Here is a 25,951-nt window from a genome sequence, read left to right as displayed (position 1 = left end):
CCGTACGCGACAGTTTCCAGTTCATGAACGTGATGTCACGCCGCCGTTGACAACCCGGAGGCGTGGTCCTAGGTTGAGTGCACCGTTGCACCAGTAAATCGATGTACAACCGCCGCAGGTCACCAGTCGTCATAGGTCGACCGCGGCTGCTTGTCGGCCCGCCCACCGGGGCCGACTACGGGCACCACCCCCTGAACCCACCTGCACGGCGGCATCGATGCCGCGGAAGGCGAGTTTGCATCATGGCTTCGCAGACATCAGCGGTGACCCGTCGCACCGTCCTGGGTGCGGCCTTCGGCCTGGGCGTGGCGGCCGCGTCCGGCTGCGGCGGACCGGCCCCGGCCGGTCCGGGCGACAACGGCGAGGCGTCGGGCACGATCCGGCTGCTGACGCCCATCTTCGAGGGCACCGAGGGGCAGAAGACGCTGGAGGGCCTGCTCGCCACCTTCAAGCAGCAGCACCCGAAGGTCAGCGTCGAGGTCGACTACACCACGTACGGCAAGCTCAGCGAGAAGCTGACCACGTCCATCGCCAGCGGCCGGCCCTACGACGTGATGCTCATGGGCGTGGGCTGGATCCCGCCGTTCGCCGCCAAGGGCGTCCTGGCCGACCTCGGCGAGGACCAGCAGGAGCTGACCTCCCGCTTCAACAAGCGCGTCGTCGATCCCGGCGTCTACCAGGGCAAGGTCTACGCCCTGCCGATCATGCTGGACACCCGGTTCGGCTACTACCGCAAGGACATCTTCGCCGAGGCGGGCCTGTCCGCCGCGCCGAAGAACTTCGACGAGCTGCGCGACATGGGCCGCAAGCTCACCAAGCGCGAGGGCGGCAAGCTCGTCCGCGCCGGGCTGGACATCCTCGCCAACGACCTGCGCCAGACGTTCCTGCCGCTGCTGTGGGCCAACGGCGGCGAGCTGTTCACCCCCGACGGCAAGGTCGCCTTCAACTCCCCGGCCGGGGTGGGCGCGCTGCAGTTCATGACCGACGTGATCCTGACCGACAAGACCGAGGACTTCGGCTTCACCGCGCCGGGCGCGGCCACCGGCGTCCCGCTGGTGCAGGGCCGCGCGGCGATGATGGTGGGCCACAACAACGTGTGGCTGGAGATCGAGAAGAACGCGCCGGACCTGATCAAGGACGGCAAGATCGGCTTCTTCCCGATCGCCAACACCCGCCCGGCCATGTTCCAGGGCGGCACGCTGGGCACGGTGTCGGCGAAGTCGCAGTCGCCCGCCGCGGCCAAGGCCCTGGTGCGCTACCTCGCCGACAGCGACGCGGCGCTGGCGGCCTGCAAGCAGCGCGGCAACGTGCCGGCCCTCAAGGCACTGGAGTCCAGCGAGTACGTCAAGGCCAACCCGGCCGTGCAGTTCGCCATGGGCAACCTCGACGCCGCCTACTCCGAGGGCGGCGTGCCCGCCTGGCTGGAGATCCGGGGCGACTTCAAGGCCGCGATCGAGTCGGCGCTGCTGGGCAAGAAGACGCCGCAGCAGGCCCTCGACGAGCTGGCCGCGAAGGCGACCGAGGCGATGGCCCGCGGCTGACGGCCGCCGTACCGCCTGATCCTGCTGACCTTCGCGGGCGCGGTGGCGAACCCGCCGCCGCGCCCGCGTCCGCCTTGGAAGGAGAACCGGTGACGGTGACCTCGCCGCCGGCCGCGGCGCTGCACGCCCCGCCCGGCACGGCCGCCCCGCCGCCCCGCCGCCGTCGGCTCGGCTACGAACGCCGGCGCGCGGCCTGGCTCATGCTCACCCCCGCCCTGATCCACCTGACCTGGTGGATCGGCGTGCCCGTGCTGGCGACCTTCGTGCTGGCCTTCACGCACTACGACGTGCTCGCCGGGACGATCAGCTGGGTCGGCCTGGACAACTTCACGGAGATCTTCGCCGACGAGACGTGGAACCTCTCCATCCTGCACACGGTGGTGTACACCTTCTTCACCGTGCCGGTGGCGATGGCGATCGCCGTGGTCATCGCGGTGCTGCTCAACACGAAGCTGCGCGCGCGGGCCTGGTATCGCGCGGCGTTCTTCCTGCCGCACATCACCGCCACGGTGGCGATCGCGCTGGTGTGGATGTGGATGTTCGAGCCGAACGTGGGCCTGTTCAACGCGGTGCTGAGCATGGCCGGGCTGAACGGGCCGGCGTGGCTGTCCGACCCCGACTACGCGATGGCCGCGGTGATCGTGGTGAGCGTGTGGAAGGGCATCGGCCTGAAGATGCTCATCTACCTGGCCGCGCTGCAGAGCATCCCGCCGGAGACCTACGAGGCGGCCGACCTCGACGGGGCCTCCGCCCCGCGGCGGTTCTGGTCGATCACCCTGCCGCTGCTCAAGCCGGCCACCTTCTTCGTGTTCGTCGTGTCGATGATCGACGCGTTCCAGGTCTTCGACCAGGTGTACGTGCTCACCCCCGACGGCGGGCCGGCCAACGCGACCACGGTCATGACGTTCGAGATCTACAAGACGGCGTTCAGCGAGTTCCGCATCTCGACCGCGTGCGCGCAGAGCCTGGTGCTGTTCGCGTTCCTGCTGGTCCTGACGGTGATCAGCAGGCGGATGACGGGGAAGGACGACGATGCGCGGTAAGGCCTCGAAGACGCTGCTGCACCTGGTGCTCGGCGCCGGTGCGGTGATCATGATCGTGCCGTTCGTCTGGATGATCATCTCGTCGCTGAAGAGCCACGCGGAGATCTCGGCCTACCCGCCGGTGCTCTGGCCGACCGAGTGGGTGTGGTCCAACTACCCCAACGCCATGTCGTTCGCGCCGTTCGGCACGTACTTCCGCAACAGCCTGCTGATCGCCGTCGGGCACACCGTCATCAACCTCGCGCTGGCCACCATGGCCGGGTACGCGCTGGCCCGGGTGCCGTTCCGCGGCCGGACGGTCATCTTCATGGCCATCCTGGCCACCATGATGATCCCGACCTACACCAAGATCGTGCCGCAGTACCTGATCGCCAAGGGCATGCCGTTCTTCGGCGGCAACGACTACCTCGGGCGCGGCGGCTACGGCTGGCTCGACTCGTGGTGGGTGCTGATCATCCCCGGCGCGCTGACCCCGTTCGCGATCTTCATGTTCCGGCAGTTCTACCTGTCGCTGCCCACCGAGCTGGAGGAGGCGGCCCGCATCGACGGCATGGGCGAGTTCGCCATCTTCGGCAAGGTGATGACCCCCCTGGTCAAACCGGCCATCGCCACCGTCGCCCTGATCACCTTCGAGAACAGCTGGAACAACTTCCTCTGGCCCCTGATCGTCACGACCCGCGACGACCTGCGGGTCATCCAGGTCGGGCTGGCCGCGTTCCAGCAGGTCGAGAAGACCGAGTGGGCCTACCTGATGGCCGGGTCCACGCTGGCCACCGTGCCGATGATCGTCCTGTTCCTGTTCACCCAGCGCTACTTCGTGCAGGGCTTCGCCACTGCCGGCATCAAGTGAGGAGTCACCACCCCATGTTCGACCTGACCGGCCGCCGCGCCCTGGTCACCGGTGCCGGCCACGGCATCGGCGCCGCCATCGCCCTGTCCCTGGCCCAGGCCGGAGCCGACGTCGCCGTCCACTACGGGCAGTCCGCCGACGGTGCCGCGGGCGTCGTCGCCGACGTCACCGCGATCGGCCGGCGCGCGATCGCGCTGCAGGCCGACGTCACCGACAGCGCCGCGGTGGACCGGCTGGTCGACGACGCCGCCGCCTTCCTCGGCGGCCTGGACATCCTGGTCTGCAACGCCGGGCACCTCGTCGGCCGGGTCCCGGTCGCCGAGATGAGCGACGAGCACTTCGCCCGCGTCGTCGACGTCAACCTCGGCGCGACGTTCCGCACCGTGCGCGCGGCGCTGCCGCACCTGCGCAAGGCGGGCACCAGCGGCCGCGTCATCACCATGTCCTCGCTGGCCGCGCACAACGGCGGCGGCCCCGGCTCCGCCGTCTACGCGGCGGCCAAGGCGGGCGTCCGCGGCCTGACCAAGGGCCTGGCCAAGGAGCTGGCCGCCGACGGCATCACGGTCAACGCGCTGGCGCCCGGGTTCATCGGCGACACCGCGTTCCACAACACGTTCACGCCCCCCGCCGCGCAGCAGAACATCGTCGCCGGGGTGCCGCTCAAGCGGGCCGGCTCGGTCGGCGAGGTCGCCGGGGCGGTGGTCTGGCTGGCCTCCGACGCCGCGGGATACATCACCGGCTCCACCGTCGACATCGACGGCGGGGCGTGGTTCCGGTGACCGTGGCCACGCCACCGGCCGTCGTGCTGCCCCGGCAGCGCGGCGGCTGGTGGCACCGCTACGTCTGCCCGGTCCACGGCGTCGAGCTGATCCACGCGGGCCTGCTCGGCGGCGTCTTCCCCGCCGGCGACCCGCTCTGCCGGTACGGCTGCGCCATCGACACCCCCGAGGTGCGCGGCGCCTGGACGGTGCTGGCGCACCAGGCCTGCGCCCGCGAGATCCGGCGCCTGGCCCGCACCGGCCACCCGGTGGACACCGCGGCCGCCGCCGACCTGCTGGAGCAGTACGCCGCCCGGTACGAGCAGCTCGGCGCGGCCGAACACGACGAGGCCGACGCCTGGATGCACCGCGGCCACCTGTTCCAGCAGGCGCTGACGGAGTCCATCTGGGCGGTGACCATCGGCGAGGCCTGCAAACGCACCGGCGCGGCCGAGCCGCTGCGCCGCCTGCTGGCCGACCGCGCCGCGCTGGCCCGCGACACCCTCGTCGTGCAGGACCGGTTCCGGTCCAACTACACCGCCTGGCACCTGGCCGCGGGCGCGACCTGCACGGGCGACCCCGCCTGGCTCACCGGACCGAACGGCGTGTTCGCCCACGTGCTCGCCGCCACCGGGCCGGACGGCTGGGAGTGGGAGGCGAGCACCTACTACCACGCCTTCGTGCTCCGGGCGTACCTGCTGGCGCTGCGTGCCTGCCCGCAGGTAGCCGTGCCGGCGGAGGTGCGGGAGCGGCTGGCCGCGATGGCGGCGGCACTGACCGTGATCGCCCGGCCGGGGCAGCTGCCCGCGCTGCACGACGGGCCGTACCGGCGGCCCGGCTACGACGACGAGCTGGCCGAGCTGGCCGAGCTGACCGCCGCGCTGCTCCCGCAGCCGCCCGCCGGCAAGCCGGTCACCGTGTTCGCGGACGCGGGCTACGCGGTGCTGCGCGGCCCGGCGCTGACCGCGATCGTCGACTTCGGACCGCACGGCGGCTCGCACGGCCACCGCGACAAGCTCGCGCTCTACCTCTACGGCGACCACGTCGCGTGGCAGCCCGACCCGGGCCAGGTGCCGTACGGGCACCCCGGCTGGCGAGAGCACTACGCGAGCACCGCCGCGCATCCGGCGTTCTCCGTCGACGGGCGCGAGCAGGCGGAGTGCACCGGCCGGCTGGTCTGCGCCGACGAGCACGGCGTCGAGGTCGCCTGCGACAGCGCGTACCCCGGGGTGAGCGCGGTGCGCCGGCTCACCCTGCGCGGCGGCGACCTGGTCGACGAGCTGACCGTGCGCGCCGCGCAGCCCAGCCGGATCAGCCTGCACCTGCGCCCGGACACCGACATCCAGGTCCTGGCGGGCGCCGATGGCGCGGTCGCCACCGTCTGGTCGGCGGGCGGGCAGCGGCTGGAGAGCACCCACACCGCCGGCACCACGGCGTTCTTCACCGCCCGGCCCGGCCCCGGCCCGGCGGACGACCCGCAGCGCACCCGCACCCACGTGGACTGGACCGCCCACGACACCACCGAGGTCACCTTCCGCACGGTCTACCGCAGCCACCCCGGACAGGACAGGAGCTGACCATGCTGCTCATCGCCGACCGCCTCGACCACCTGCGCGAGGCCCTGCACACCACCCACCGCGCGCAGTGGCGGCGGCTGTACGAGCAGTGCGAGTGGTACCGGCTGCAGCACCCGCCCGCCGAGCACCCCACGGCCAGCATCACCTACTTCGGCCCCGCCGCGGCGAACCTGGCCCTGGCCTACCGGCTCACCGGCCAGCGCGGCTACCTGGAGGAGGCCTGGCGCTGGATCTCCACCTGCGTGGCGTACCCGCACTGGGGCAAGGCCAACCTGCCCGACCACGACCTCGACGCGGGCTGGCTGCTGCACGGGCTGTCCCTGGCGTACAGCTGGCTGCGCGACGACCTCGGGCCGGAACGGGCCGAGCTGCTGCGCGCCAAGCTGGAGCTGCAGGGGCAGCGGCTCTACGACTACGCGGTGGCCACCGAGGGCGGCTGGTGGTCGTCGAGCTACTGGCAGAACCACCACTGGATCTGCCACACCGGCCTGGCCACCGCGGGTTACGTGCTCGACCGTCCGGACTGGACCAAGCGCGCCCGCACCGGCATGGAGACCGTGCTGGAGCTGATGCCCGCCGACGGCTCCGACTCCGAAGGCGTCGTGTACTGGCGCTACGGCGTGCCGTGGCTCGCCGTCTACGCCGACCTCGTCCAGCACGCCGAGGGCGACGACCTGTGGCGGCACGGCACCTTCCTGCGCAACACGTTCGGCTGGCGGCTGCACCAGTGCGCGCCCGGCTTCGAGGAGAACGTCGACCACGGCGACTGCCACGACCGGCGCAGCGGCCACAGCGTCGCGCTGTACTACAAGCTCGCCGCCGTGTACCGCATCGGTGAGGCGCAGTGGCTCGCCGACAAGGTCGCCCGCGAGTTCTTCTGGCGGGAGGCGTACGCCTCCGGCGTCAAGCCCGGCGTGATGGCCGAGGCCTTCCTGGAACTGCTGTGGTACGACCCCACCGTGGCCGCCGCCGACCCGGCCACCACCACCCCGACCACGGCGTACTTCCCCGACCTCGGGCAGGTCGTGGCCCGCACCGGCTGGGACGGCGACGCCACCTTCGTCAGCTTCAAGGCCAGCCCTGGCGGCGGGCACCACGCCTGGGAGACCGCCGACCGGCTGCGCCGCGAGCGGGGCTGGACCACCCTCAACGCCGGCCACCACCACCCCGACGCGGGCGCCTTCGTGCTCGCCTCGCACGGGGCGTTCCTGGCCGTCGACGACGGCTACTGCAACCGCAAGAAGGCCGAGCACCACAACACCGTGCTGGTGGACGGCCACGGCTGGGCCAACGAGGACCGCTACCACGTCTACCAGGACCTTGCCTTCGAGCACCAGGCCCGGGTGCGCGACGTGCTCGCCGAGGCCGGGTTCGCGCACGCCACCGCCGAGGTCGGCGCCATGTTCGACCGCGCCCTCGGCGTGGTCCGCTGCGACCGCACCCTCGTCACGACACCGCGCGGGCGCGTGGTGATCCTCGACGAGCTCGCCGCCACCGCACCCCGCGAGTGGACCATGCTGCTGCACAGCGACTGGCCCGCCGAGCAGCTCGACGAGCAGCGCCTGGTGCTGCGGTCCGGGCCGGGCCAGGCGTGGGTGACCCGGTTCGCCCCCGCCGGGGCGACGCTCAGCACCGGCGTCACGATGATCGACGCCAACCCGACGTCGTCGACGCCGAGCCTGCGCATCACCAAGAACCTGCACACGATCCGGGCCACCAGCCCTCGGGTGCCGCGCACGGCGTTCCTCACCGCGCTGGAGCCGACCGGCGCGCTGCGGCCCGCACCGGCTCGCGCCACCGCGCTGCACCAGGGCGTGACCTTCGGTGATGAGACCGTGCTGGTCGCACCGCTGTCGCGGGAGATCGACGACGCGGGGGTACGCGCCGACGCCGCCGCGGTGATCATCTCCGGTGACCGGGTCGCGGTCGTCGCGGCCACGAAGGTGATCCGCGACGGGCGGCTCCTGCACAGGTCGGAGCAGCCCTGGACCGGTGTGCTGCAATGACCGCCATGCCGTCGTCACCCGCCCTGCCCGCCGCCGGCCCGTCCCGGCGGCGCCCGCACCGGCCGGACTGGTATGCCCTGGCCCTGCGCGCGATGGCCTGGATCGCCTACCCCGCCCTGGCCGGGCTCGCGTTCCTGCTGCTCAGCCTGGCCGTGGTCACCTGGTTGCCGGCGTACGCCGCGGCCGGGCACGCGCTGCACCGGTGGCGCACGGGCGAGGACGAGCGCTGCTTCACCGGCACCATCCGCGCGTTCGGCGGCTACTGGCGGGCGCTGTGGCGGCACTCGCTCGCCTCGACTCTGGCCTGCGCGGTGCTCGTCACGAACGTCGTCTTCCTCGCCGGGCAGCCGTCGCCCGCGGCGTTCGCGCTGCTGGCGGCGCAGGTCGGCGTGCTGGCCGCGCTCGTGCCCTACCACCTGGCGCTGGCCGCGGTCGCGGCCGTGGACGGCCCCGACCCGCGCACCGACCGGGCCGGGCTGCGCCGCCGCGCGCTGGTGCTGGCGTTCGGTTCGCCGCGGCGCGGCCTGCTGCTGCTCGCCGCGGCGGTGGCGGCGCCGCTGGTCGCGCTGCCGCTGGCCGTCGGGCCGCTGCTGTTCGGCCCGACCCTGCCACTGCTGCTCGCCCTGCACCTGGCGGCCCCGCCGCAGGACCGCTGACCGTCTCTGCGCCGGCCCTGCCGCGCCAGGACGGCTGATCGTCCGGCCCGGACGGGTCTCGCCGCTCCGGCTGGCGAGGCCGTGGAACAGGCATGCACGAGCGGCGCGGACGCGAGTCACTCGCGTCCGCGCCGCTCGCCCGTGCCGTCCGGCTAGCGGGCGTCGACCGCCAGCACTCCGCCCTTGGCGACGAGGTCGTCGCCGATCTCGACGAAGAGGATCCGCACGTCCTGCCGGTTCGCGCCGAGCAGGGCCACGGCCTGCGCGGTGACCGCCTCGGCGAACTCCCGCCGCTGGTCGAGGGTGCGTCCGCGGAGCAGTTCGACGGTGATGTTGGGCATGCGTGACTCCAGGAAGGGAAGGCCCGGCTGCGGGCCACGGGGCACGGCGCAGACATCGGCGCGGCACCGGCTGACGATCTCGTTGCATCGTTGCACCAGACCGGCGGCGCGGCAAGTCACGAGCTGCCGCGCCGCCGGTCCCGGCAGGCGTTGTTCAGCAGGCGGCGGTGGGGTCGGCCAGCTGGCCGGCATAGGTCCCGACCAGATCGCCGCCGACGTTGTCGCGCATGACGTTGCCGCAGACGCGTCCGTGCGGGCCGGCGTCCTGCACCTTGATGCCGCCGCGGGCGTTGTCGGTGATGGTGTTGGCGTAGATGTCGTTGCCGACGGCGTCGCCGGGCAGGTCGCCGCCGATGCGTACGCCCGCCGCGGCGTTGTGGTGGATCCAGTTGCCGCGGATGGTGTTGTACGACCCGCGCGACTCGATCGCGCCGGAGTTGCCATTGCGCGGCGCCTGCCCGGTGCAGGTGTTGAACGCGACGTCGTTGTGGCTGGCACCCTCCTTGATGTCGACGCACTCGGCGCCGCGGGTGTCGAAGACGTTGCCGTAGACGCGGTTGCCGTTGCTGGCGTCGGGCTCGGGGGAGGGGTTGAGGTAGGTCTGCTCGGGCGCCGTGCCGATGTAGACGCCTTCGCCGTTCTGCCCGGTGGTGGTGTTCGGGACCTGGAAGTCGTGGATCCCGCACGGGCCGATCCGGTTGCCCGCGATGAGCGCGCCGGTGGCGAAGTACTTCATGCGTACGCACTCGCCGCCCAGGTTGGTCAGCCGCATGCCCAGGATGCGGGTGCCGGACACGCCGTCGCCCGCGACCAGGCTCACCACGTAGACGGCCTTGTCCCGGTAGCAGGCCTCGACCAGCTCCTCGCACACCTTGCCGTCGATGGTGAAGCCGCTGAGCGTGGTGTCGTCGTGGTGGATCTGGAACACCCGCGACGACGTGCCGGCGCCCTGCAGGACGGCGGTGGCCGGGCCGGTGACGGTGACGCCCGGCCGCACGGTCGCGACGTCCTCGGCGTACACGCCGGGCCGCAGCACGATCGTGGCACCCGACTCCGCCGCGCCGAGCGCCGCGCGCAGCGTCCGGTACGGACGGGCGGGGCTGCCGGACCCGGCGTCGTCGGCGCCGTGCACCGGGTCGACATGCAGCACGCCCGGAGCGGTGTACGCGGCGGCGGGGGCGGGCAGGAGCAGCAGCGGTATCGCCAGGGCCGCCACCGCGGCTCGGGAGAGGATCGACAGGGACATGGCTAGCACCTTTCGAGGAAAGGCGCCCTCACCCGAGCTGTTCTTGGGCGCATGGCACCGAGGACCGGCGCCGTACGTGAGGTGTGACGTTAAAGCGCCCTCACCGTCGCTGTCAACGGGAGGGCAGCGTCCTGCACGCGGTCCGGTAGATCGTCGCACTGGCTATGCCGCATCTTCGGTCCCCACGGTTCGACTCCGCGCCGGCAATGTGGACAGGCCTACTGGCCAGGTGCGATGTAGAGCGTGCGCTACACCACCACTGTGTCGGGCCTGTTTCTGTGGTGTGGCGAGGTATTGACAGTCATCCGGCGCGCGTCTAGCTTCTGGGGCATCGATTCACCACTGCATCGATACACCAGGCGGCTCGCCGATCCCGAGCCGGCGCGCCGCCTGGTACCCGCTACTCAGCCGGAGAACGCCGCGCGCCCCCGACCCCGGCAGCTCCCGAGCAGCACCCACCACCAGGAACCGCGTTCATACCTCCTCCGACGAAAGAGGCGCACGTGAACCGAACAACCCGACGCCGCACCCGGCAGGTCGCCGCGCTCGCCGCCACCGCGGCCGCGGCGATGCTCGCCACCGTGCTGGCCGCACCCGCCGCGCACGCCGCCACCCCGCTGACGGTCTCCGCGGTCACCGCCAGCGGCGACGACGGCAACGTTCCCGGCAACACCTTGGACAACAACCTGTCCACCCGCTGGTCCGACGAGGGCGACGGCGTCTGGATCCGCTACGACCTCGGGTCGAGCCAGACCGTCGGCTGGATCGCGCTGGGCTGGCACCGCGGCGACGAGCGTCCCTTCACCTTCGACGTGCAGACCTCGACCGACGGCTCGTCGTGGAGCACGGCCATCGGCAACCGCACCTCCTCCGGCAGCACCACCGCTCAGGAGGAGTACGACTTCACCGACCGCACCGCCCGCTACGTGCGCGTCGTCGGGCACGGCAACACCCTCAACGAGTGGACGAGCATCACCGAGACCGACATCTACGGCGCCGGCTCGCCGGGTGGCGGTGGGGGAGGCGCCTGCACCTACCCGGCGCAGATCCTCAACCTGACCAACTGGAAGGAGACGCTGCCCACCGGGGCCTCGGAGAGCCCGACCGAGATCAAGCAGCCGGCGCTGAACACGTTCGCCGTCGACCCGTGGTTCAAGGTGAACTCCACCTGCGACGGGGTGCAGTTCCGCGCGGCCGTCAACGGCGTCACCACCAGCGGTTCCGGCTACCCCCGCTCCGAGCTGCGGGAGATGACCAGCAACGGCACCGCGAACGCGAGCTGGTCGTCCACCTCCGGGACCCACACGATGGTCATCAGCCAGGCCATCACCAACCTGCCGCAGACCAAGCCCCACGTGGTCGCCGGGCAGATCCACGACTCCGAGGACGACGTGACCGTGTTCCGGCTGGAAGGCAGCAGCCTCTACCTGACCAACGGCGACGACACCCACTACAAGCTCATCACCAGCAGCTACCAGCTGGGCACGCGCTTCGAGGCCAAGTTCGTCGTCAGCGGCGGGCAGGTCAAGGCCTACTACAACGGCACCCTGCAGGCGACGCTGAGCAAGAGCTTCTCGGGTGCGTACTTCAAGGCCGGCGCCTACACCCAGGCCAACTGCACCAACTCCTCGCCGTGCAGCAGCACCAACTACGGCCAGGTCATCATCTACAGCGTCACGGTCAGCCACTCCTGACCGGAGCGGGCACGTTCGCGGTGGCGGGGACGCCGGTCCTCGCCACCACACTCCCACTGGATCTCGGTTGCGCAAGCTTGAGGGGATGGATGACGCTGCCATGATGCTGCTGCGCCACGCTGAATTACCGGACCTGGACGCCCTCCTCGACGTGCAGCGAGCGGGCGCGCAGCGGGGACTGGGGCACATCTTCCCGCAGGACACCCATCCGTTTCCACGGGACACCATCCTCGCCCGGTGGGTCGCGGAGATCGCCGATCCGGGCGTCGAGGTGTACGTCATCGAGCACGCGGGCCGGATCAGCGGCTTCGCGGCCACGCGCGGCGACGAGCTGCTGCACTTCGGCACGGCCGTGCCGACCTGGGGGACCGGGCTGGCCGCCGCCGCGCACGACGAGATCCTGGCGCGGCTGGCCGCCACCGGCGTCACCCGCGCCCACCTGCGCGTCTTCGAGGAGAACCACCGGGCGATCCGCTTCTACGAGAAGCTCGGCTGGCAGCGGACGGAGGCACGCACCAGGACGTCCTTCCCACCGCACCCGGTGCTGATCGGCTACGAGCGCCGGCTCGCGGCCACGCCCGGTGGCATGAGCTGAAACACTGGGTTGAGTGACTTTGTTCGGGGGTATGGCGCCTGCATCGCCGGTGGCACACCGGCCGGAAGGAGTCAGCGGTGCAGCCCGACAGAGCTGAGGCTCGGAGTGCGATCTCCGCCGCCACCCGCCGGGTGGTCGAGTTCGCCGGATCCGCGTGGGCCGCGGCGGCGGCGGTCGCCCTGGCCGGGCTGTGGGTGTTCGGCGGCGTGGTGGGCGGCTTCACTGAGCGCTGGATCTACGTCCTGCACGCGGTCACCAGCGTGTTCACCTTCATCATGGTGTTCCTGGTCCAGCACACCGCCGGGCGGGAGTCCCGGGCCGTGCTGCTCAAGCTCGACGAGCTGGTCCGGGCCACCAGCGGCGCCCGCGACGAGCTCATCGCCGCCGAGCAGCGGCCGCTGCACGAGCAGGAGCGCATCGAGGAGCGCATCCAGTCCAAGGTGTGAACGGCGCGCCGGGCCGCCGGGTGTGAACGCGCGCCGTGCCGTCGACGCGCGACCAGGCCGAGGCGTGACGGCGCACTGGTCCGTGGTCGCGTGGCGGCCGGGGTCCGTCACTGACGGCGGGGTGCGACGGGTGCGGACAGGCCCGCGCTGAACAGCCGGGCGTCGACCTCGTTGAGCGAGAGCTTCAGCGCGCCGAGGGCGACGGAGTCCGCGCCGAGCGTGGAGGCGCGCACGTCGGGCATCCGCAGGCACAGGCGCTGGAGTTCGTTGCGCAGGGGGTCGAGCACGAGGTCGGCGGAGCGGGAGAAGCCGCCGCCGAAGACGACCACCTGGGGGTCCAGGGTGAGCACGAGCGCGGCGGCGCCGACGGCGAGGTCCTTGACGTAGCGGTTGACCGCGGCCCGCGCGGCCCGGTTGCCCTCCCGTGCGGCGTTGAACACCCAGGCGGCGGCGTCGTCGGGGCTGACGGTGTCCGGCACGCCCGGGCAGTTCTGCAGGTGCTCGGGGGCGTTGAGCCAGCGGACGTGCTTGAGGGCGCCGATCTCGCCCGCCGCGCCGCCGAAGCCGCGGCGCAGGATCCCGTCGATGATGAGGCCGGCGCCGTTGCGCATGCCGCCGAGCAGGTAGACGATGTCGTCGGCGTCGGTCGCCGCACCCTTCCACCGCTCGGCGAGGGCGGCCAGCTTGCAGTCGTTCTCCACGACGATCGGGCAGGCGAACCGGGTGCCGAGGTGGGCGGCCAGGTTGACGCTCTTCCAGCCGGGCAGCGGGGTGAAGAAGCTGGTCCGGCCGGTCGCGTCGACGGCGCCGGTGACCGCGGCGGTGACGGCCCAGATGTCGCCGGGCGCCTTGCCCGCTCCGGCCACGCAGGCGTTGACGACGTCGTCGAGCACGGCGAGCCGCTCGGCGGGCTCGGCTTCGGCGGCCACGGCCTGGCGGACACTGTGCACGATGTTGCCGTCGAGGTCGGCCAGCAGCGCCAGGATCTTGTGTACGCCGATGTCGACGCCCAGCACGTGCCCGGCGTCGGCCCGGAACTGGTAGCGGCGCGCGGGGCGCCCGACGGCGCTGCTGGCGCCGGGTTCGAGCACGGTGGCCCAGCCGTCGCCGACCAGGCCCTGGGCGATGACGTCGACGGCGGGCCGGGACAGCCCGGTGCGCTGGGACAGCTCGGTGACGGTGGACGGCGGGTGGTCGCGCAGCGCGCGCACGATGCTCAGGGAGTTGAGCTCCCGCAGCCGCGGCAGATCCGTTCCGGTGGTTGCTAGCTCTGTCACGTCTGTCCCTTGTCCGCGTGCGGATACGCCCGCTAATACGCTTTGATCTTTACAAAATAGCCGAGTGATGGCAAGCCCACTGACGGTGATGCCGGGCCCGGCCGCGCAGCCCGCCGATGGGGAGCGCAGCCGGGCCCGGCTGACCGCGTCGGTGTGTCAGGAGATGGGGTACGCCTGCGCCGCGGGCGTGATCGCCGCCGTGAAGTCGGCCACCCGCCCGCCGACGCGGTAGGCGTACCGGCCCACCCGCCGGACGTCCGGCCGCGCCGACAGGTAGGTGGTCATGTCGTCGAGCTCGGTGGCGGTGAGCCAGCTCGGCGGGTCCGACACGGCGCGGAACCGGCAGATGTCGGCCAGGTCGCGCAGCCAGGCCAGCTGCTGGTCGGTCAGCAGGTTGAGCCGGCTGCGGAAGTAGATGACATCGGGGTCGACCTCTGCCAGCGGCTGCTGCCACAGCCGGTGTATCGCGTTGACCACGGCGTTGCGGGCCATCGCGTCGGACGGGTCGTCGCTGGCGTAGTTCTGCCACATCGGCGCGACATCCGGGCCGCTGCGCAGGCCGTCGATGATGCCCAGCGACGGCAGCAGGATGCCGCCGCTGCCCAGCAGGTAGACGTCGTCGCCCGCGACCTCGCGGACCAGCGCCAGCGCGTCGCGGTAGGTCTGCTCGCGCTCGGCGCCGCCGGCCCGCTCGCCCGGCACGGCGCCGGCGTTGATGAAGTCGAGCTTCAGGTACTTGAAGCCCCACTCGTGCACCACCCGGTGCGTCAGCTCGGCGAGGTGGTCGCGGGCGGCGGGCCGGGACAGGTCCAGGGCATGGTAGCCGCCGCCCCAGTTGTGCCCCGCGATCACCAGCTCGCCGCGGGCGTCGCGCAGCAGCAGGTCCGGGTGCTGCCGGGCGAACTCCGAACCGGGCAGCGCGATGAACGGGGCCAGCCACAGTCCGGGGGTCATGCCCGCGTCGGCGATCCGGTCGGCCAGCGCCTTCATGCCGGAGGGGAACTTGTGATTGGGCTGCCAGTCGCCGACCAGCTGCTCCCAGCCGTCGTCGACCTGCACCACGTCGAACGGCAGGCCGCGCAGGTCGTCGACGTCCTTGGCCAGCTGCTGCTCGGTGATCGTCTCGTAGTAGGCGTACCAGGAGCACCAGACGTTGCCGGCGCGGCGGGAGCTGCTGCCCAGCCGCTCGGCCAGGTGCCGGGTGTACGCGGCGAACACCTCGTCCTCGGGCCCGTACGCGGCGAACCAGGGCTGGGCGCCGTGCTCGTACCAGCCGGCGAGGGTGTCGCGGTCGGCCGACAGCCGTGCGGTGCCCAGGCCGAGCGCGCCGAGCAGCAGGACGTTGCCGTCGCCGGCGTCGAGGGCGGCCACCGCCGAGGAGTGGTGGCGGGCGGGGTCGTCCCACACGTCGTCGTCGGCGGTGACGCGACGCTGCGGGTTGGCGATGCGCAGCGGGGGTTCGCTGAGCCGGCGCCAGCCGCAGGGACTCCAGGAGTTCTGTCCATGCCGGTAGAACAGGGCGTCGCCCAGTCCGTGCAGCAGCGCGACGCGTCCTGGTGGCAGAATCAGGCCCCCGTCGGCTGCTTGCGGGCTGCCGGGGCCGTCGTGCTCGAGGGCGAAGGTGTGGCCGGCCAGCTCGATGAGCAGTGCCATGGTTCTCCTTGGCAGTGAGATGCAGTTTCTTGTGGGTGCAGGGGTGCGGCGGGGCCGGAGGTTCCCCTCCCCGCCGCACCCGTCCGACCGGGTTACTTGAACAGCGCGTTGACCTGGTCGTTTGCCTTCTTCAGCGCGGTGGCCGAATCGGTCTGGCCGAGGATCGCGGACTGGATGGCGTCCTGCACGGTCTGGCTGATCTCGTTGCCGTGCTCGGTGATCGGCACGAAGAACGTGCCGCCGGGGGCCGCGGCCTCGTCGACGAACACCTTCACGTCGCGGCCCTTGCCCTGGTGCGCGGCGAGCGCCTTCTCGCTGGCGGACTTGATGGCCGGGAAGACCACGCCGTTGCCGCCGACGATGTTCTGGCAGTCGGCCGAGGCCAGGAACTTGACCCACTTCCAGGCCTCGTCCTTGTGCTTGGTGCCGGCCCAGATCGCGTCGGACAGGCCGTTGATGGCCGTCTTGCGGCCCTGCGGGCCGGTCGGCAGCGGCGCGAACGCGAACTTCAGCTTCGCGCCCTCACCCAGGTAGCTGTTGATCATCCAGGAACCGGCGAAGGTGATGGCGCCCTTGCCCGCGTTGAGCAGCGAGTCCCGGCTGAGGGTGGACGCCTTGTCCAGGGCGGGGCTGTATCCCTTGGCGATCAGCTTCTTGAACCAGTCGATGGTCTCGGCGAGCTTGGGGTCGTCGTACTTGTACTGGGTGCCCCACGGGTTCTTGTCCAGGTAGGTGAAGCCGTTGCTGGCGGCCAGGTTGCCCCAGCCGTTCTGGCCCTGCGAGCCGTCGGCCCACTCCGGCAGGAACCCGAACACCTTGACCTTGGTCTTGTCGAAGGCCGGGTCCAGGCCGTTGCGGCCCTTCTCATCGACGGTGGCCTTGGCGATGGCCTGCTCGAAGGTGCCGCCGTCGGCCGGGTTCCAGGTCAGGTTCGCCAGGCCGGCCGCGTCGATACCCTGGGCCTTGAGGTGCTCGGTGTTGTAGACCAGGGCCATGGTGTCCCAGTCCTTCGGCAGGCCGAAGCGCTGGCCGTCCTTGGTGAACAGGTCGGCCAGGCCGCCCTGGTACTGCGACAGGTCGACGCCGTCGGCGGTGACGTAGGGCTGGATGTCGAGGATCTGCCCGGACGTGACGAACTGCGGGTAGTACGAGCCCTGGTTGGTCCACACGTCCGGCGCGTCACCCGCGGCGATCTGCGTGGTCAGGTTCTGCCAGTACTCGTTCCACGCGGCCTGGCTGATCTTGATGGAGATGTTCGGGTTGGCCTTCGTGAACTCGTCGGCGCACTGCTGGTAGGACGCCTTCTGGTTGTCGTCCCACAGCCAGTAGTTCAGGGTGACGGCCTCGCCGGTGCCGCTGTCCTCGGTCTGGCTGCACGCGGCCATGCCGGCCGCCACGGCCAGGGACAGCAGTGCCGCCCCGGCCCGTGTCCTGCGGTTCATCGGTTCCTTCTTTCTCGGGGGTTGGGTGTTTGTCACTTGCTTCCGGTGAAGTTCAGGGACTGGACCAGCCGCTTGCCCACGAAGATCAGCAGGAGCAGCACGGGCAGGACCGACAGCGTCGAGGCGGCCATCAGCCCGGTCCAGTCGGGTTGGGTGTTGGGCGACTGCTGCAGGAACACCCCGAGCGCGACGGTGACCAGGCGGTTGCCCTCGTCGCGGCCGACCAGCAGCGGCCACAGGTAGTCCTTCCAGGCCCACACGGTGGTGGTGAGCCCGATGGTGATCAGCGGGCCGCGGCTCATCGGCAGTGCGATGCGCCAGAAGATGCCCCACGGCCCGTTGCCGTCGAGGATCGCCGCCTCCTCCACGTCACGCGGCAGCGACAAGAAGAACTGGCGCAGGAAGAACACCGCGAACGGGGTCATCAGGACGGTCGGGGCGACCATGCCGGCCATGGTGCTCATCAGGCCGAGGTCCTTGACCAGGATGAAGTTGGGCAGCAGCGTGAAGATCGGCGGCACCATCAGCGCCGCGATCACGATCGCGAACACCAGGTCGCGGCCGGGGAAGCGCAGCCGGGCGAAGGCGTACCCGGCCATGGCGCAGAACAGGGTCTGCACCACGGCGATCAGGCTGCAGTAGACGACCGAGTTCCACAGGTACGCGGCGAAGTTGATCTCGGCACCGGAGCCGCCGGCGGCGCGGGCCTCGGCCTCGGTGGTCAGGCCCAGCACCCGGGTGAAGTTGATCAGAGTCGGGTTGCGGGGCAGCAGGCCGAGGTTGTCGGTGTAGATGTCGGCCGCCGGGGTGAGCGAGGTGCGGATCATCCACCAGAACGGGAAGACGGTCACCAGGATCATCACGGCCATCGCCAGCCACGCGAACACCCGGCCGGGGCTGAGCTTCTTCGTCATCGCGGTCCGCCCCTTCACGCCAGATCCGAGCGCGACGCGCGCAGCAGGCGCATCTGTATCGCGGTGAGCACGCCGAGGATCAGCGCGAGGCTCACCGCCGCCGCGGCGGCGTATCCCATGTGGAAGTACTTGAATGCCTGCTGGTAGATGAAGTAGTAGATGACCCGGGTGGCCTCGACCGGGCCGCCCTTGGTGGTCACGGCGATGGTGTCGAAGATCTGGAACGACCCGATCAGCGACACGACCAGGACCAGGGCCAGCACGGGGCGCAGCAGCGGCATCGTGATGCGGCGGAACATCCGCCACTCGCCGGCGCCGTCGATGGCCGCGCCCTCGTAGAGGTACTGCGGGATCTGCAGCATCCCGGCGTAGAGCAGCAGCGCGGTGTAGCCGGTGTAGGCCCAGGTGTTGATGCCGGCGACGGTCGGCATCGCCCAGGTCTCGTCGGTGAAGAAGCCCACCGGGCTGAAGCCGAAGACGTGCAGCAGCTGGTTGACGAAGCCGAGGTTGGTGTCCAGCAGCCACATCCACAGCAGGCCGATGGTGACGTTGGGGACCAGCCACGGCAGCAGCAGCGTCGCCCGCAGCAGGACCGAGCGGGTCAGCCGGTGCATCAGCGCCGCTAGGCCGAGCGCCACCAGGGTCTGCGAGCCGATGTTGAGCACCACGTACCAGGCGGTGACCAGCATCGCGTTCCAGAACTGGGGGTCGGCGAGCAGCTTGGCGTAGTTCTCGGTGCCGACGTACGACGGCGTGTTGAGCATCGTGTAGTCCGTGACCGAGTACCACAGGCCACGGGCTGCCGGGTAGCCGTAGAAGACGGCGAATCCCACCAGCACGGGCAGCAGGAACCACCACGCCGCCCGCCGGTCGTCTCGCGGTTTTGTCGAGCTCATCCACGTCCTCGGATCCATCTATCGGTCGGCTCTTGCCAGCCGCCCCGCTCTCGAATAATGATGTAGACCTTCGAAATTTTGTCAACACCTCTTCGTATTGCTTCGGTAACGCCGGGGCCTGGCGAGAGGCCGGAAGGTATCGCGCACCAGCTCCGACCAGCACTTCGGAGTCGGCACCACAGCACAGCCGCCGTGCTGCACCCGGCACGCGCGCCGCACATCCCGCAGGTACGTCCCACTCCTGTACCGGAGAAGCGCATGAATTCACGTCCCCGTGGCCGGGCACTGCCGGCCGCGCTGGGCGCCGCCGTCCTCGGCGCCGCCCTCGCCCTGATCGCGCCGCCCGCCCAGGCGGCCCCGGCCGGCCCGCCGCCGCGGCCCGCCGCACCCGCCAGCCCCGACCCGACCCTGCAGGCTCACCCGCTGACCGCGGCACCCGGCCCGGTCGACAACCCGCTCAAGGGCTGGGCCAAGTTCTACTCACCGGGCGCCAACCAGAACGTCGGCTACCCGCACTCGCTGACCTGGGGTTACTTCGGCCTGTCCGAGATCATGACCAGCGCCTCGAACTGCGGCAGCTACAACTGGTCGATCGTGGACGGCATGCTGGCCGAGACGGCAGGCTACGGCAACCAGGCCGCCATCCGGATCTACCTGACCTACCCCGGCGGCACCGGCAGCCACCCGGCCAACGCCATCCCGCCGTGCTTCAACGGCAACGTCGCCAACCGCAGCGACACGTACTGGAACGTCACCCACCCCGACTACGACAGCCCGTTCCTGATCAACGCGATGAAGAACTTCATCGCCGCGTTCGGCGCCCGCTACGACGGCGACCCCCGGCTCGGCTACATCCACATGGGCCTGGTCGGCCTGTGGGGGGAGTGGCACACCTGGCCGTACGACACCGACACCGCCGACGGCCTGCCCAACTACATGCCGTCCGACGCCAACGGCGCGCAGCTCGTGGCCGCGTACGACGCCGCGTTCAACACCACCAAGCCGGAGATCCGCTACCCCGGCGCGGCCGGCGGGGCGGCCAACGGCCGCGACATCGGCTACCACGACGACTCGTTCTGCTACCGGGAGGGCTCGCCGCTACAGGGCGTCAGCCTGCCCATGTCGATGGGCGGCGCCTCCTACGCCCAGCTGCAGCGCAAGCTGGACGCCGGCGTCGAGAACAAGTGGATCACCAGCTCGATGGGCGGCGAGCTCCGGCCCGAGATCCAGTCGACGGCCTTCCAGTACTGGCCGAACGGCTCCGGCCAGGTGGACAACCTCAAGGCGTGCATCGAGCTGGACCACGCCACCTGGATGATCAATGAGCAGAGCGGCGGCTACCCGGCCGGCGACGCGAACGTGGCCGCCGCGGTGCGGCTGATGGGCTACAACCTGACCGTCGACAACGCGTACTACAAGAACACCGCGAGCGGCACCACCAACGTCGGCGTGCGGATCTCGAACACCGGCGTGGCCCCGTTCTACTACCCGTGGACCATGACGCTGGGCTTGAAGAACAGCGCCGGGACGGTCGTGCACACCTTCGACACCAGCTGGGACCTGCGTACCGTGCAGCCGTTGCAGATCCGGAACTTCCCGGACTGGAACGTCGGCGCCGATCCGAGCTATCGCGCCTTCGGCTACCCGCAGTACTTCCAGACCGCGGTCAACCTCTCCGGCGTCGCGGCGGGCGACTACCAGTGGGTGCTGCGGGTCAAGAACCCCCTGGAGTCGGTCAACGCCAACGCCAAGAAGCTGCGCTTCGCCAACGCGACGCAGGGCGCCGACGGCTGGCTGGCGCTCGGCTCGACCACGGTCGGCACCGGCACCGGTGACACCACCGCGCCGAGCACCCCGACCGGGCTGGCCGGCACCGGCCAGACCTCGTCGTCGGTGTCGCTGACCTGGAACGCCGCGACCGACAACACCGCCGTCACCGGATACCAGATCCTGCGCGGCGGCACCGCGGTCGGCACCTCGGCGACCACGAGCTTCACCGACAGCGGCCTGACCGCGTCGACCGCCTACACCTACACGGTCAAGGCGTACGACGCCGCGGGCAACTACTCGGCGGCCTCCTCGCCGCTGACCGTCAGCACGACCTCCGGCGGCGGCACCGGCCCGACCAGCTACGAGGCCGAGGCCTCCGGCAACACCCGGACCGGCACCGCTGTGGTCGCCGCGTGCGGGGCGTGCTCGGGCGGGTCGAAGGTCGGCTACGTGGGCAACGGCGCGACGCTGTCGTTCAACGGCGTCGCGGGCGGCACGGGCGGCACCAGGACGGTGACGGTGTACTACACCTCCGCCGAGGCCCGCACCGCGGTGATCAACGGGCAGACGGTCAACTTCCCCGCCACCGCGACCTGGGACACCGTCGGTTCGGCCTCGTTCACGCTGAACCTGGCCGCCGGGTCCAACACGGTGACCATGGCCAACCCGAGCGGCTGGGCGCCCGACATCGACCGGATCACCGTCTCCACCAGCGGCGGCGGCACCGGCCCGACCAGCTACGAGGCCGAGGCCTCCGGCAACACCCGGACCGGCACCGCCGTGGTCGCCGCGTGCGGGGCGTGCTCGGGCGGGTCGAAGGTCGGCTACGTCGGCAACGGCGCGACGCTGTCGTTCAACGGCGTCGCGGGCGGCACCGGTGGCGCGAAGACGGTGACGGTGTACTACACGTCCGCTCAGGCCAGAAGCGCTGTGATCAACGGGCAGACGGTCAGCTTCCCCGCCACGGCGACCTGGGACACCGTCGGCTCGGCCTCGTTCACGCTCAACCTGGCCGCCGGGTCCAACACGGTGACCATCAGCAACCCGAGCGGCTGGGCACCGGACATCGACCGCATCACGGTCAGCTGACCGGCACCGCCTGAACCCACCCGCCCCAGACCCCACATCCACCGCGCCCGGCCGGGCACCCGCCCGGCCGGCCCTATCACCCTGCGAGGAAACAGATGAGAAGAGCCGTGCGATACACCGTCGCGCTGCTGGCCGCCCTGACCCTGACCGCCGCCGCACCCGCCGTGGCCAAGCCCGCACCGGCCACGCCCCAGTGGACGGCGCTGTCCTACACCCCGGCGCCCGCCGACAACCCGCTCAAGGGCTTCCTGCCGTTCGCGGGCAGCTACGACACCTTCCCGCACAGCATGGAGTGGTTCTACCTGCCGCTGCGCGACGTGATGACCGGCCCGGACCAGTTCCGCTGGACCGCGCTGGAGCGCCAGCTCAACACCATCGCCGCGCGCGGCCACCAGGGCGTGTTCCGGTTCTACCTCGACTACCCGGGCAAGCCCAGCGGCATCCCGCAGTATCTGCTCGACCTGGGCCTGACCACGCACGCCTACGACGACTTCGGCAACAACGGCGTCAGCGTCGCCCCCGACTACAGCGACCCGCGCCTGGTCAGCGCGCTGGAGAACTTCATCACCGCGTTCGGCCGCCGCTACGACGGCGACCCGCGCATCGGCTTCGTCACCCTCGGCCTGATCGGCTTCTGGGGCGAGTGGCACACCTGGCCGTACGACGGCTGGACCAAGCCCGAGAACTGGATGCCGAGCACCGAGATCCAGACCCGCATCCTGACCGCGTACGACGGCGCGTTCGACCGGACCCGGCTGCTGGCCCGCTACCCGAGCCCGGAGAACAAGGACCTGCCGATCGGCTACCACGACGACTCGTTCGCGTTCGAGACGCTGCCGCCGACGTCCTGGCACTTCGTGCAGCGCCTGATCGACCACGGCGTCACCGACAAGTGGCGCACCGAGCCCGTCGGCGGCGAGCTGCGCCCGGAGATCCAGGGCTGCCTGTTCGAGCAGCCCGTCAGCTGCAGTCAGTACGAGGACTTCGCCGCCTCGGTCGACCAGACGCACGCGTCCTGGCTGATCAACCACCAGGCGTTCGCCCCCGGCCACACCGGCGACGAGTACTTCCGCGCCGTGGACGCCGCCCGGTCGCTCGGCTATGAGCTGACCGTCACCGAGGCGGCCGTCGGCCTGCAGCGGGTGTCGGTGCGCATCGCCAACCGCGGCACCGCGCCCTTCTATTACCCGTGGCAGGCCGAGCTGGCCGCGGTCGACGCCGAGGGCCGGATCGCCGCCCGCTGGCAGACCGGCTGGACCGTGACCGGCATCCAGCCCGGCGCGGACCCCACCGAGCTGACGGCGTCGATCAACACGCGTGGCCTGCGCCGCGGCAGCTACGACATCGTCCTGCGGGTGGCCAACCCGCTGCCGCAGGGCCTCCCGCTGCGCTTCGCCAACACCAGCCAGGACACCCACTCCGGCTGGCTGCACCTGGGCACCGTCACCACCCGCTGACCCCGCCCCCGCACCGCTGTTCCTGCCACTTCGTCCCCTGAAAGGAACAACGCACATGCCCTCGCTACGCAAGCTGCTCGCGGCCACCGCGGCAGCCCTGCTCGTGGCCGTGTCCGCCGGCTCGGGCGCGACCGCGGCACCGGCGGGCCCGCCGCCGCGCCCGCCGGCCGGTCCCGGCCCCGACACCAGCCTGACCACCCACACCTACGCGTACGCCGACGCCCCGCTCGGCCAGCCCATGAAGGGCATCGCACCGTACCTCTTCCCCGGCGACAACCTGTCGACGAAGTTCCCCGGGGGCCTGGTCTGGAGCTACTTCGCCCTCAACGAGGTGATGAAGGACCCGGCCAACTGCGCGAACATCGACTGGAGCGTGTTCGAGAAGGCCCTCGACGAGGCGGCCGTCTGGAGCCGCCAGGTCGCGTTCCGCTTCTACCTGGAGTACCCGGGCGGCAGCGGCACTCACCCCGGCAACGGCATCCCGCCGTGCCTCAACGGCAAGATGGCGCTGCGCACCAACGGGTTCTGGGGCACCGTCAGCCCCGACTACGACGACCCGGACGTCATCAGCGCGCTGGTCACCTTCATCAACGCGTTCGCCCAGCGCTACGACAAGGCCGGGCCGGGCGGCACCGCCGACCCGCGCATCGGGTACATGTCGCTGGGCCTGGTCGGGCTGTGGGGCGAGTGGCACACCTGGCCCTACGACCGGGACCTCGCCGACGGCTACCCGGACCTGATGCCGACCGACGCCACCATCCGCACGCTGATCGGGGCGTACGACACGGCGTTCGACAACATCCAGCTGGAGGTCCGCTACCCGCTGGCCGGCACGGAGACCGCGAACATCGGCTTCCACGACGACTCCTGGCCGTACAAGGAGTTCCGTGAGGGTGGGCAGCTCAAGAGCATGACCCTGCCGATGTCGATGAACGGCTGGGCGGACGCGTTCCTGCAGCTGCAGCTCAACACCGGCACCGAGAACCGGTGGGTCACCCACTCGATCGGCGGCGAGGCCCGTCCCGAGATCCAGGGCCAGCTGTACGCCAACTGGCCGGGCGGGTCCGGGCAGGTGGACGACGTGCTCGCGGCGACCGAGCTGACCCACATCACCTGGATGATCAACCAGACGGGCGCGGGCGGCTACAGCGCCACCGACCCGAAGGTCGCCGCCGGGATCCGCAAGCTGGGCTACAACCTGCACATCCCGCAGGCCAACTTCAACGCCACCGCCTCGGGCAACGTCAAGGTCGGCGTGACGATCCAGAACGACGGCGTGGCACCGTTCTACCACCCGTGGACGGTCCAGCTCGGCCTGCGCAACAGCGCGGGCGCCGTGGTGAAGACCTGGGACACCCCCTGGGACCTGCGCGCGGTGCAGCCGTTGAAGATCCGGGCGTTCCCGGATTGGAACGTGGGCGCCGACCCGAAGTACCTGGACTTCGGCCGGCCGGTCAACTTCTCCACCACCGTCAGCACTGCGGGCGTGCCTGCGGGCAGCTACAGCCTGGTCCTGAAGGTACGCAACCCGCTGGAGGCGGTCACCGCCGACGTGCTGCGCGCCCGTCCGGCCGCCAGCAGGCTGACCGACTGGATCATCGACCAGTGGCGGCCGCGCCTGCCGCTGTCGTTCGCCAACGCCAACCAGGGCGCCGACGGCTGGGTCAACCTCGGCGCGGTCAGCACCAACGCCTGCACCGGCGACTGCGCCGCGCCCTCGGCACCGGCGAACCTCGCGGTGTCCGGGGTGACCAACACCAGCGTGTCCCTGTCGTGGTCGGCGTCCACGGACAACGTCGGGGTGACCGGCTACCGGGTGTTCCGGGACGGGGCGCAGGTCGGCACGCCGTCGGGCACGACGTTCACCGACACCGGCCGCTCCGCGGGGCAGACCTACCAGTACACGGTCCGGGCCGTGGACGCGGCGGGCAACGTGTCGAACGCGTCGGCGGCGGTCTCGGCGACCACGACGGGATGCTCCGGTGACTGCACCGCCCCGTCCGTGCCGACGCTGTCCACGACCGGCAGGTCCGACACGTCGGTGTCGCTGTCCTGGACCGCGTCGACCGACAACGTCGGCGTCACCGGGTACGAGGTGTTCCGCGGGTCGACGCTGGTCGGCAGCCCGACGGGGACGTCGTTCACGGACACCGGCCTGACCGCGTCGACGGCCTACAGCTATACGGTCCGGGCGCGGGACGCGGCGGGCAACCGGTCGGCGGCCAGCAACGCGGTCGCGGTCACCACCGACGCCGCACCGCAGCCGCCCACGGGGCTCGTGCTGGACAACTTCGACGGCACCCCGGCGTACCCGTCGTCGAACCAGAACGACCTGGGCAAGTGGACCGGCGGCAACTGCTTCCTCGACGGCGGCGGCAACGGCGTGGTCACGGGCGGGGCGTTGAGCCTGCGCTACAACAACTGCGGCTGGTTCGGCTCCGACGTCGGCGTGGACCTCACGTCGAAGACGTACCTGGTGGTGCGGATCAAGGGCGCCGCAGGTGGCGAGCAGGCCCACTTCAACCTGGGTCTGGGCGGGTCGACGAAGGTCTTCGGCGACTTCACCCTCGACGGCGGCGCGCGTCCGGTGATCACCACGTCCTATCAGGACATCAGGATCCCGATGGCGGCCAACGGCATCAACCGCAACTCCCCGTCCCAGCTGGCCATGGGCTTCTGGTACGGCGGCAGCTCCACCGT

20 protein-coding genes are annotated in these 25,951 nt (G+C 71.1%); 13 read left to right on the top strand and 7 right to left on the bottom strand.

Annotated elements, in window-relative coordinates:
* The first annotated feature begins 263 nt into the window (after nucleotides 1–263).
* The 7 genes from AB0J67_RS06095 (at nucleotide 264) to AB0J67_RS06065 (ending at nucleotide 8,431) form a co-directional block, all read left to right on the top strand.
* On the top strand, nucleotides 264–1,541 hold the full coding sequence (locus tag AB0J67_RS06095) for an ABC transporter substrate-binding protein (protein ID WP_363476780.1): 1,278 nt from the start codon (nucleotides 264–266) through the stop codon (nucleotides 1,539–1,541).
* A gap of 89 nt (nucleotides 1,542–1,630) precedes the next feature.
* Entirely contained in the window at nucleotides 1,631–2,584 is a 954-nt protein-coding gene (locus tag AB0J67_RS06090; protein WP_363476778.1) for a sugar ABC transporter permease, read from the top strand.
* Complete coding sequence (locus tag AB0J67_RS06085) at nucleotides 2,574–3,434, top strand: carbohydrate ABC transporter permease (protein WP_363476776.1); 861 nt, start codon at nucleotides 2,574–2,576, stop codon at nucleotides 3,432–3,434. The genes AB0J67_RS06090 and AB0J67_RS06085 overlap by 11 nt, the downstream gene beginning before the upstream one ends.
* 14 nt (nucleotides 3,435–3,448) lie before the next feature.
* On the top strand, nucleotides 3,449–4,213 hold the full coding sequence (locus AB0J67_RS06080) for an SDR family oxidoreductase (RefSeq protein WP_363476774.1): 765 nt from the start codon (nucleotides 3,449–3,451) through the stop codon (nucleotides 4,211–4,213).
* Entirely contained in the window at nucleotides 4,210–5,769 is a 1,560-nt protein-coding gene (locus AB0J67_RS06075; RefSeq protein ID WP_363476772.1) for a heparinase II/III family protein, read from the top strand. Before AB0J67_RS06080 ends, AB0J67_RS06075 begins: the two co-directional genes overlap by 4 nt.
* Before the next feature lie 2 nt (nucleotides 5,770–5,771).
* Nucleotides 5,772–7,775, top strand: coding sequence for a heparinase II/III family protein (locus tag AB0J67_RS06070; protein ID WP_363476770.1), 2,004 nt, complete (start codon nucleotides 5,772–5,774; stop codon nucleotides 7,773–7,775).
* Nucleotides 7,776–7,780: 5 nt separating this feature from the next.
* On the top strand, nucleotides 7,781–8,431 hold the full coding sequence (locus AB0J67_RS06065) for a hypothetical protein (protein WP_363476768.1): 651 nt from the start codon (nucleotides 7,781–7,783) through the stop codon (nucleotides 8,429–8,431).
* A gap of 152 nt (nucleotides 8,432–8,583) precedes the next feature.
* Here AB0J67_RS06065 and AB0J67_RS06060 read toward each other — a convergent pair whose 3' ends face one another.
* Nucleotides 8,584–8,772, bottom strand: a complete 189-nt coding sequence (locus AB0J67_RS06060; RefSeq protein WP_363476766.1) for a tautomerase family protein — start codon at nucleotides 8,770–8,772, stop codon at nucleotides 8,584–8,586.
* Between the two features lie 154 nt (nucleotides 8,773–8,926).
* Nucleotides 8,927–10,018, bottom strand: a complete 1,092-nt coding sequence (locus AB0J67_RS06055; protein ID WP_363476764.1) for a right-handed parallel beta-helix repeat-containing protein — start codon at nucleotides 10,016–10,018, stop codon at nucleotides 8,927–8,929.
* A gap of 503 nt (nucleotides 10,019–10,521) precedes the next feature.
* On the opposite strand from AB0J67_RS06055, the gene AB0J67_RS06050 reads away from it, so the two are divergent.
* From AB0J67_RS06050 to AB0J67_RS06040, 3 genes are all read left to right on the top strand, one after another.
* Nucleotides 10,522–11,712 carry a polysaccharide lyase family 7 protein gene (locus AB0J67_RS06050; RefSeq protein ID WP_363476762.1) on the top strand — a complete coding sequence of 397 codons (1,191 nt, stop codon included), beginning with the start codon at nucleotides 10,522–10,524 and terminating at the stop codon, nucleotides 11,710–11,712.
* Nucleotides 11,713–11,797: 85 nt separating this feature from the next.
* A complete protein-coding gene (locus tag AB0J67_RS06045) occupies nucleotides 11,798–12,307 on the top strand; it encodes a GNAT family protein (RefSeq protein ID WP_363476760.1) in 510 nt (169 codons plus the stop codon).
* A gap of 77 nt (nucleotides 12,308–12,384) precedes the next feature.
* Complete coding sequence (locus AB0J67_RS06040; protein ID WP_363476758.1) at nucleotides 12,385–12,753, top strand: low affinity iron permease family protein; 369 nt, start codon at nucleotides 12,385–12,387, stop codon at nucleotides 12,751–12,753.
* Nucleotides 12,754–12,860: 107 nt separating this feature from the next.
* Here the strand turns inward: AB0J67_RS06040 and AB0J67_RS06035 are convergent, their stop codons facing one another.
* The 5 genes from AB0J67_RS06035 to AB0J67_RS06015 all read right to left on the bottom strand — a co-directional run bounded on the left by AB0J67_RS06035 (nucleotide 12,861) and on the right by AB0J67_RS06015 (nucleotide 18,935).
* Entirely contained in the window at nucleotides 12,861–14,030 is a 1,170-nt protein-coding gene (locus AB0J67_RS06035; RefSeq protein ID WP_363476756.1) for an ROK family transcriptional regulator, read from the bottom strand.
* 156 nt (nucleotides 14,031–14,186) lie between these two features.
* Nucleotides 14,187–15,683 carry a glycoside hydrolase family 36 protein gene (locus AB0J67_RS06030; RefSeq protein ID WP_363476754.1) on the bottom strand — a complete coding sequence of 499 codons (1,497 nt, stop codon included), beginning with the start codon at nucleotides 15,681–15,683 and terminating at the stop codon, nucleotides 14,187–14,189.
* 92 nt (nucleotides 15,684–15,775) lie between these two features.
* Nucleotides 15,776–17,125, bottom strand: coding sequence for a sugar ABC transporter substrate-binding protein (locus AB0J67_RS06025; protein WP_363476752.1), 1,350 nt, complete (start codon nucleotides 17,123–17,125; stop codon nucleotides 15,776–15,778).
* A 32-nt stretch (nucleotides 17,126–17,157) separates the two neighbouring features.
* Nucleotides 17,158–18,039: a carbohydrate ABC transporter permease gene (locus AB0J67_RS06020; RefSeq protein WP_363476750.1), complete on the bottom strand. Its 882-nt coding sequence runs from the start codon at nucleotides 18,037–18,039 to the stop codon at nucleotides 17,158–17,160.
* Between the two features lie 14 nt (nucleotides 18,040–18,053).
* Entirely contained in the window at nucleotides 18,054–18,935 is an 882-nt protein-coding gene (locus tag AB0J67_RS06015; RefSeq protein WP_363476748.1) for a sugar ABC transporter permease, read from the bottom strand.
* 258 nt (nucleotides 18,936–19,193) lie between these two features.
* On the opposite strand from AB0J67_RS06015, the gene AB0J67_RS06010 reads away from it, so the two are divergent.
* The 3 genes from AB0J67_RS06010 to AB0J67_RS06000 form a co-directional block, all read left to right on the top strand.
* On the top strand, nucleotides 19,194–21,794 hold the full coding sequence (locus AB0J67_RS06010) for a carbohydrate-binding protein (RefSeq protein WP_363476746.1): 2,601 nt from the start codon (nucleotides 19,194–19,196) through the stop codon (nucleotides 21,792–21,794).
* 107 nt (nucleotides 21,795–21,901) lie between these two features.
* Nucleotides 21,902–23,251: a DUF4832 domain-containing protein gene (locus tag AB0J67_RS06005; protein WP_363476744.1), complete on the top strand. Its 1,350-nt coding sequence runs from the start codon at nucleotides 21,902–21,904 to the stop codon at nucleotides 23,249–23,251.
* A gap of 55 nt (nucleotides 23,252–23,306) precedes the next feature.
* A partial coding sequence (locus AB0J67_RS06000; protein ID WP_363476742.1) for a fibronectin type III domain-containing protein occupies nucleotides 23,307–25,951 on the top strand: 2,645 nt, incomplete at its 3' end.

Source organism: Catellatospora sp. NPDC049609, assembly GCF_040675365.1.
GTDB lineage: Bacteria > Actinomycetota > Actinomycetes > Mycobacteriales > Micromonosporaceae > Catellatospora.
The sequence above is the reverse complement of the archived record's forward strand: the minus strand, read 5'-3'. Positions and strand labels throughout refer to the sequence as shown.

Coding starts and splice junctions, on each gene's coding strand:
- AB0J67_RS06015 (WP_363476748.1), bottom strand. CDS start 18,935: ATGAGCTCGACAAAACCGCGAGACGACCGGCGGGCGGCGTGGTGGTTC.
- AB0J67_RS06055 (WP_363476764.1), bottom strand. CDS start 10,018: ATGTCCCTGTCGATCCTCTCCCGAGCCGCGGTGGCGGCCCTGGCGATA.
- AB0J67_RS06020 (WP_363476750.1), bottom strand. CDS start 18,039: ATGACGAAGAAGCTCAGCCCCGGCCGGGTGTTCGCGTGGCTGGCGATG.
- AB0J67_RS06030 (WP_363476754.1), bottom strand. CDS start 15,683: ATGGCACTGCTCATCGAGCTGGCCGGCCACACCTTCGCCCTCGAGCAC.
- AB0J67_RS06080 (WP_363476774.1), top strand. CDS start 3,449: ATGTTCGACCTGACCGGCCGCCGCGCCCTGGTCACCGGTGCCGGCCAC.
- AB0J67_RS06085 (WP_363476776.1), top strand. CDS start 2,574: ATGCGCGGTAAGGCCTCGAAGACGCTGCTGCACCTGGTGCTCGGCGCC.
- AB0J67_RS06060 (WP_363476766.1), bottom strand. CDS start 8,772: ATGCCCAACATCACCGTCGAACTGCTCCGCGGACGCACCCTCGACCAG.
- AB0J67_RS06025 (WP_363476752.1), bottom strand. CDS start 17,125: ATGAACCGCAGGACACGGGCCGGGGCGGCACTGCTGTCCCTGGCCGTG.
- AB0J67_RS06010 (WP_363476746.1), top strand. CDS start 19,194: ATGAATTCACGTCCCCGTGGCCGGGCACTGCCGGCCGCGCTGGGCGCC.
- AB0J67_RS06045 (WP_363476760.1), top strand. CDS start 11,798: ATGGATGACGCTGCCATGATGCTGCTGCGCCACGCTGAATTACCGGAC.
- AB0J67_RS06070 (WP_363476770.1), top strand. CDS start 5,772: ATGCTGCTCATCGCCGACCGCCTCGACCACCTGCGCGAGGCCCTGCAC.
- AB0J67_RS06065 (WP_363476768.1), top strand. CDS start 7,781: ATGCCGTCGTCACCCGCCCTGCCCGCCGCCGGCCCGTCCCGGCGGCGC.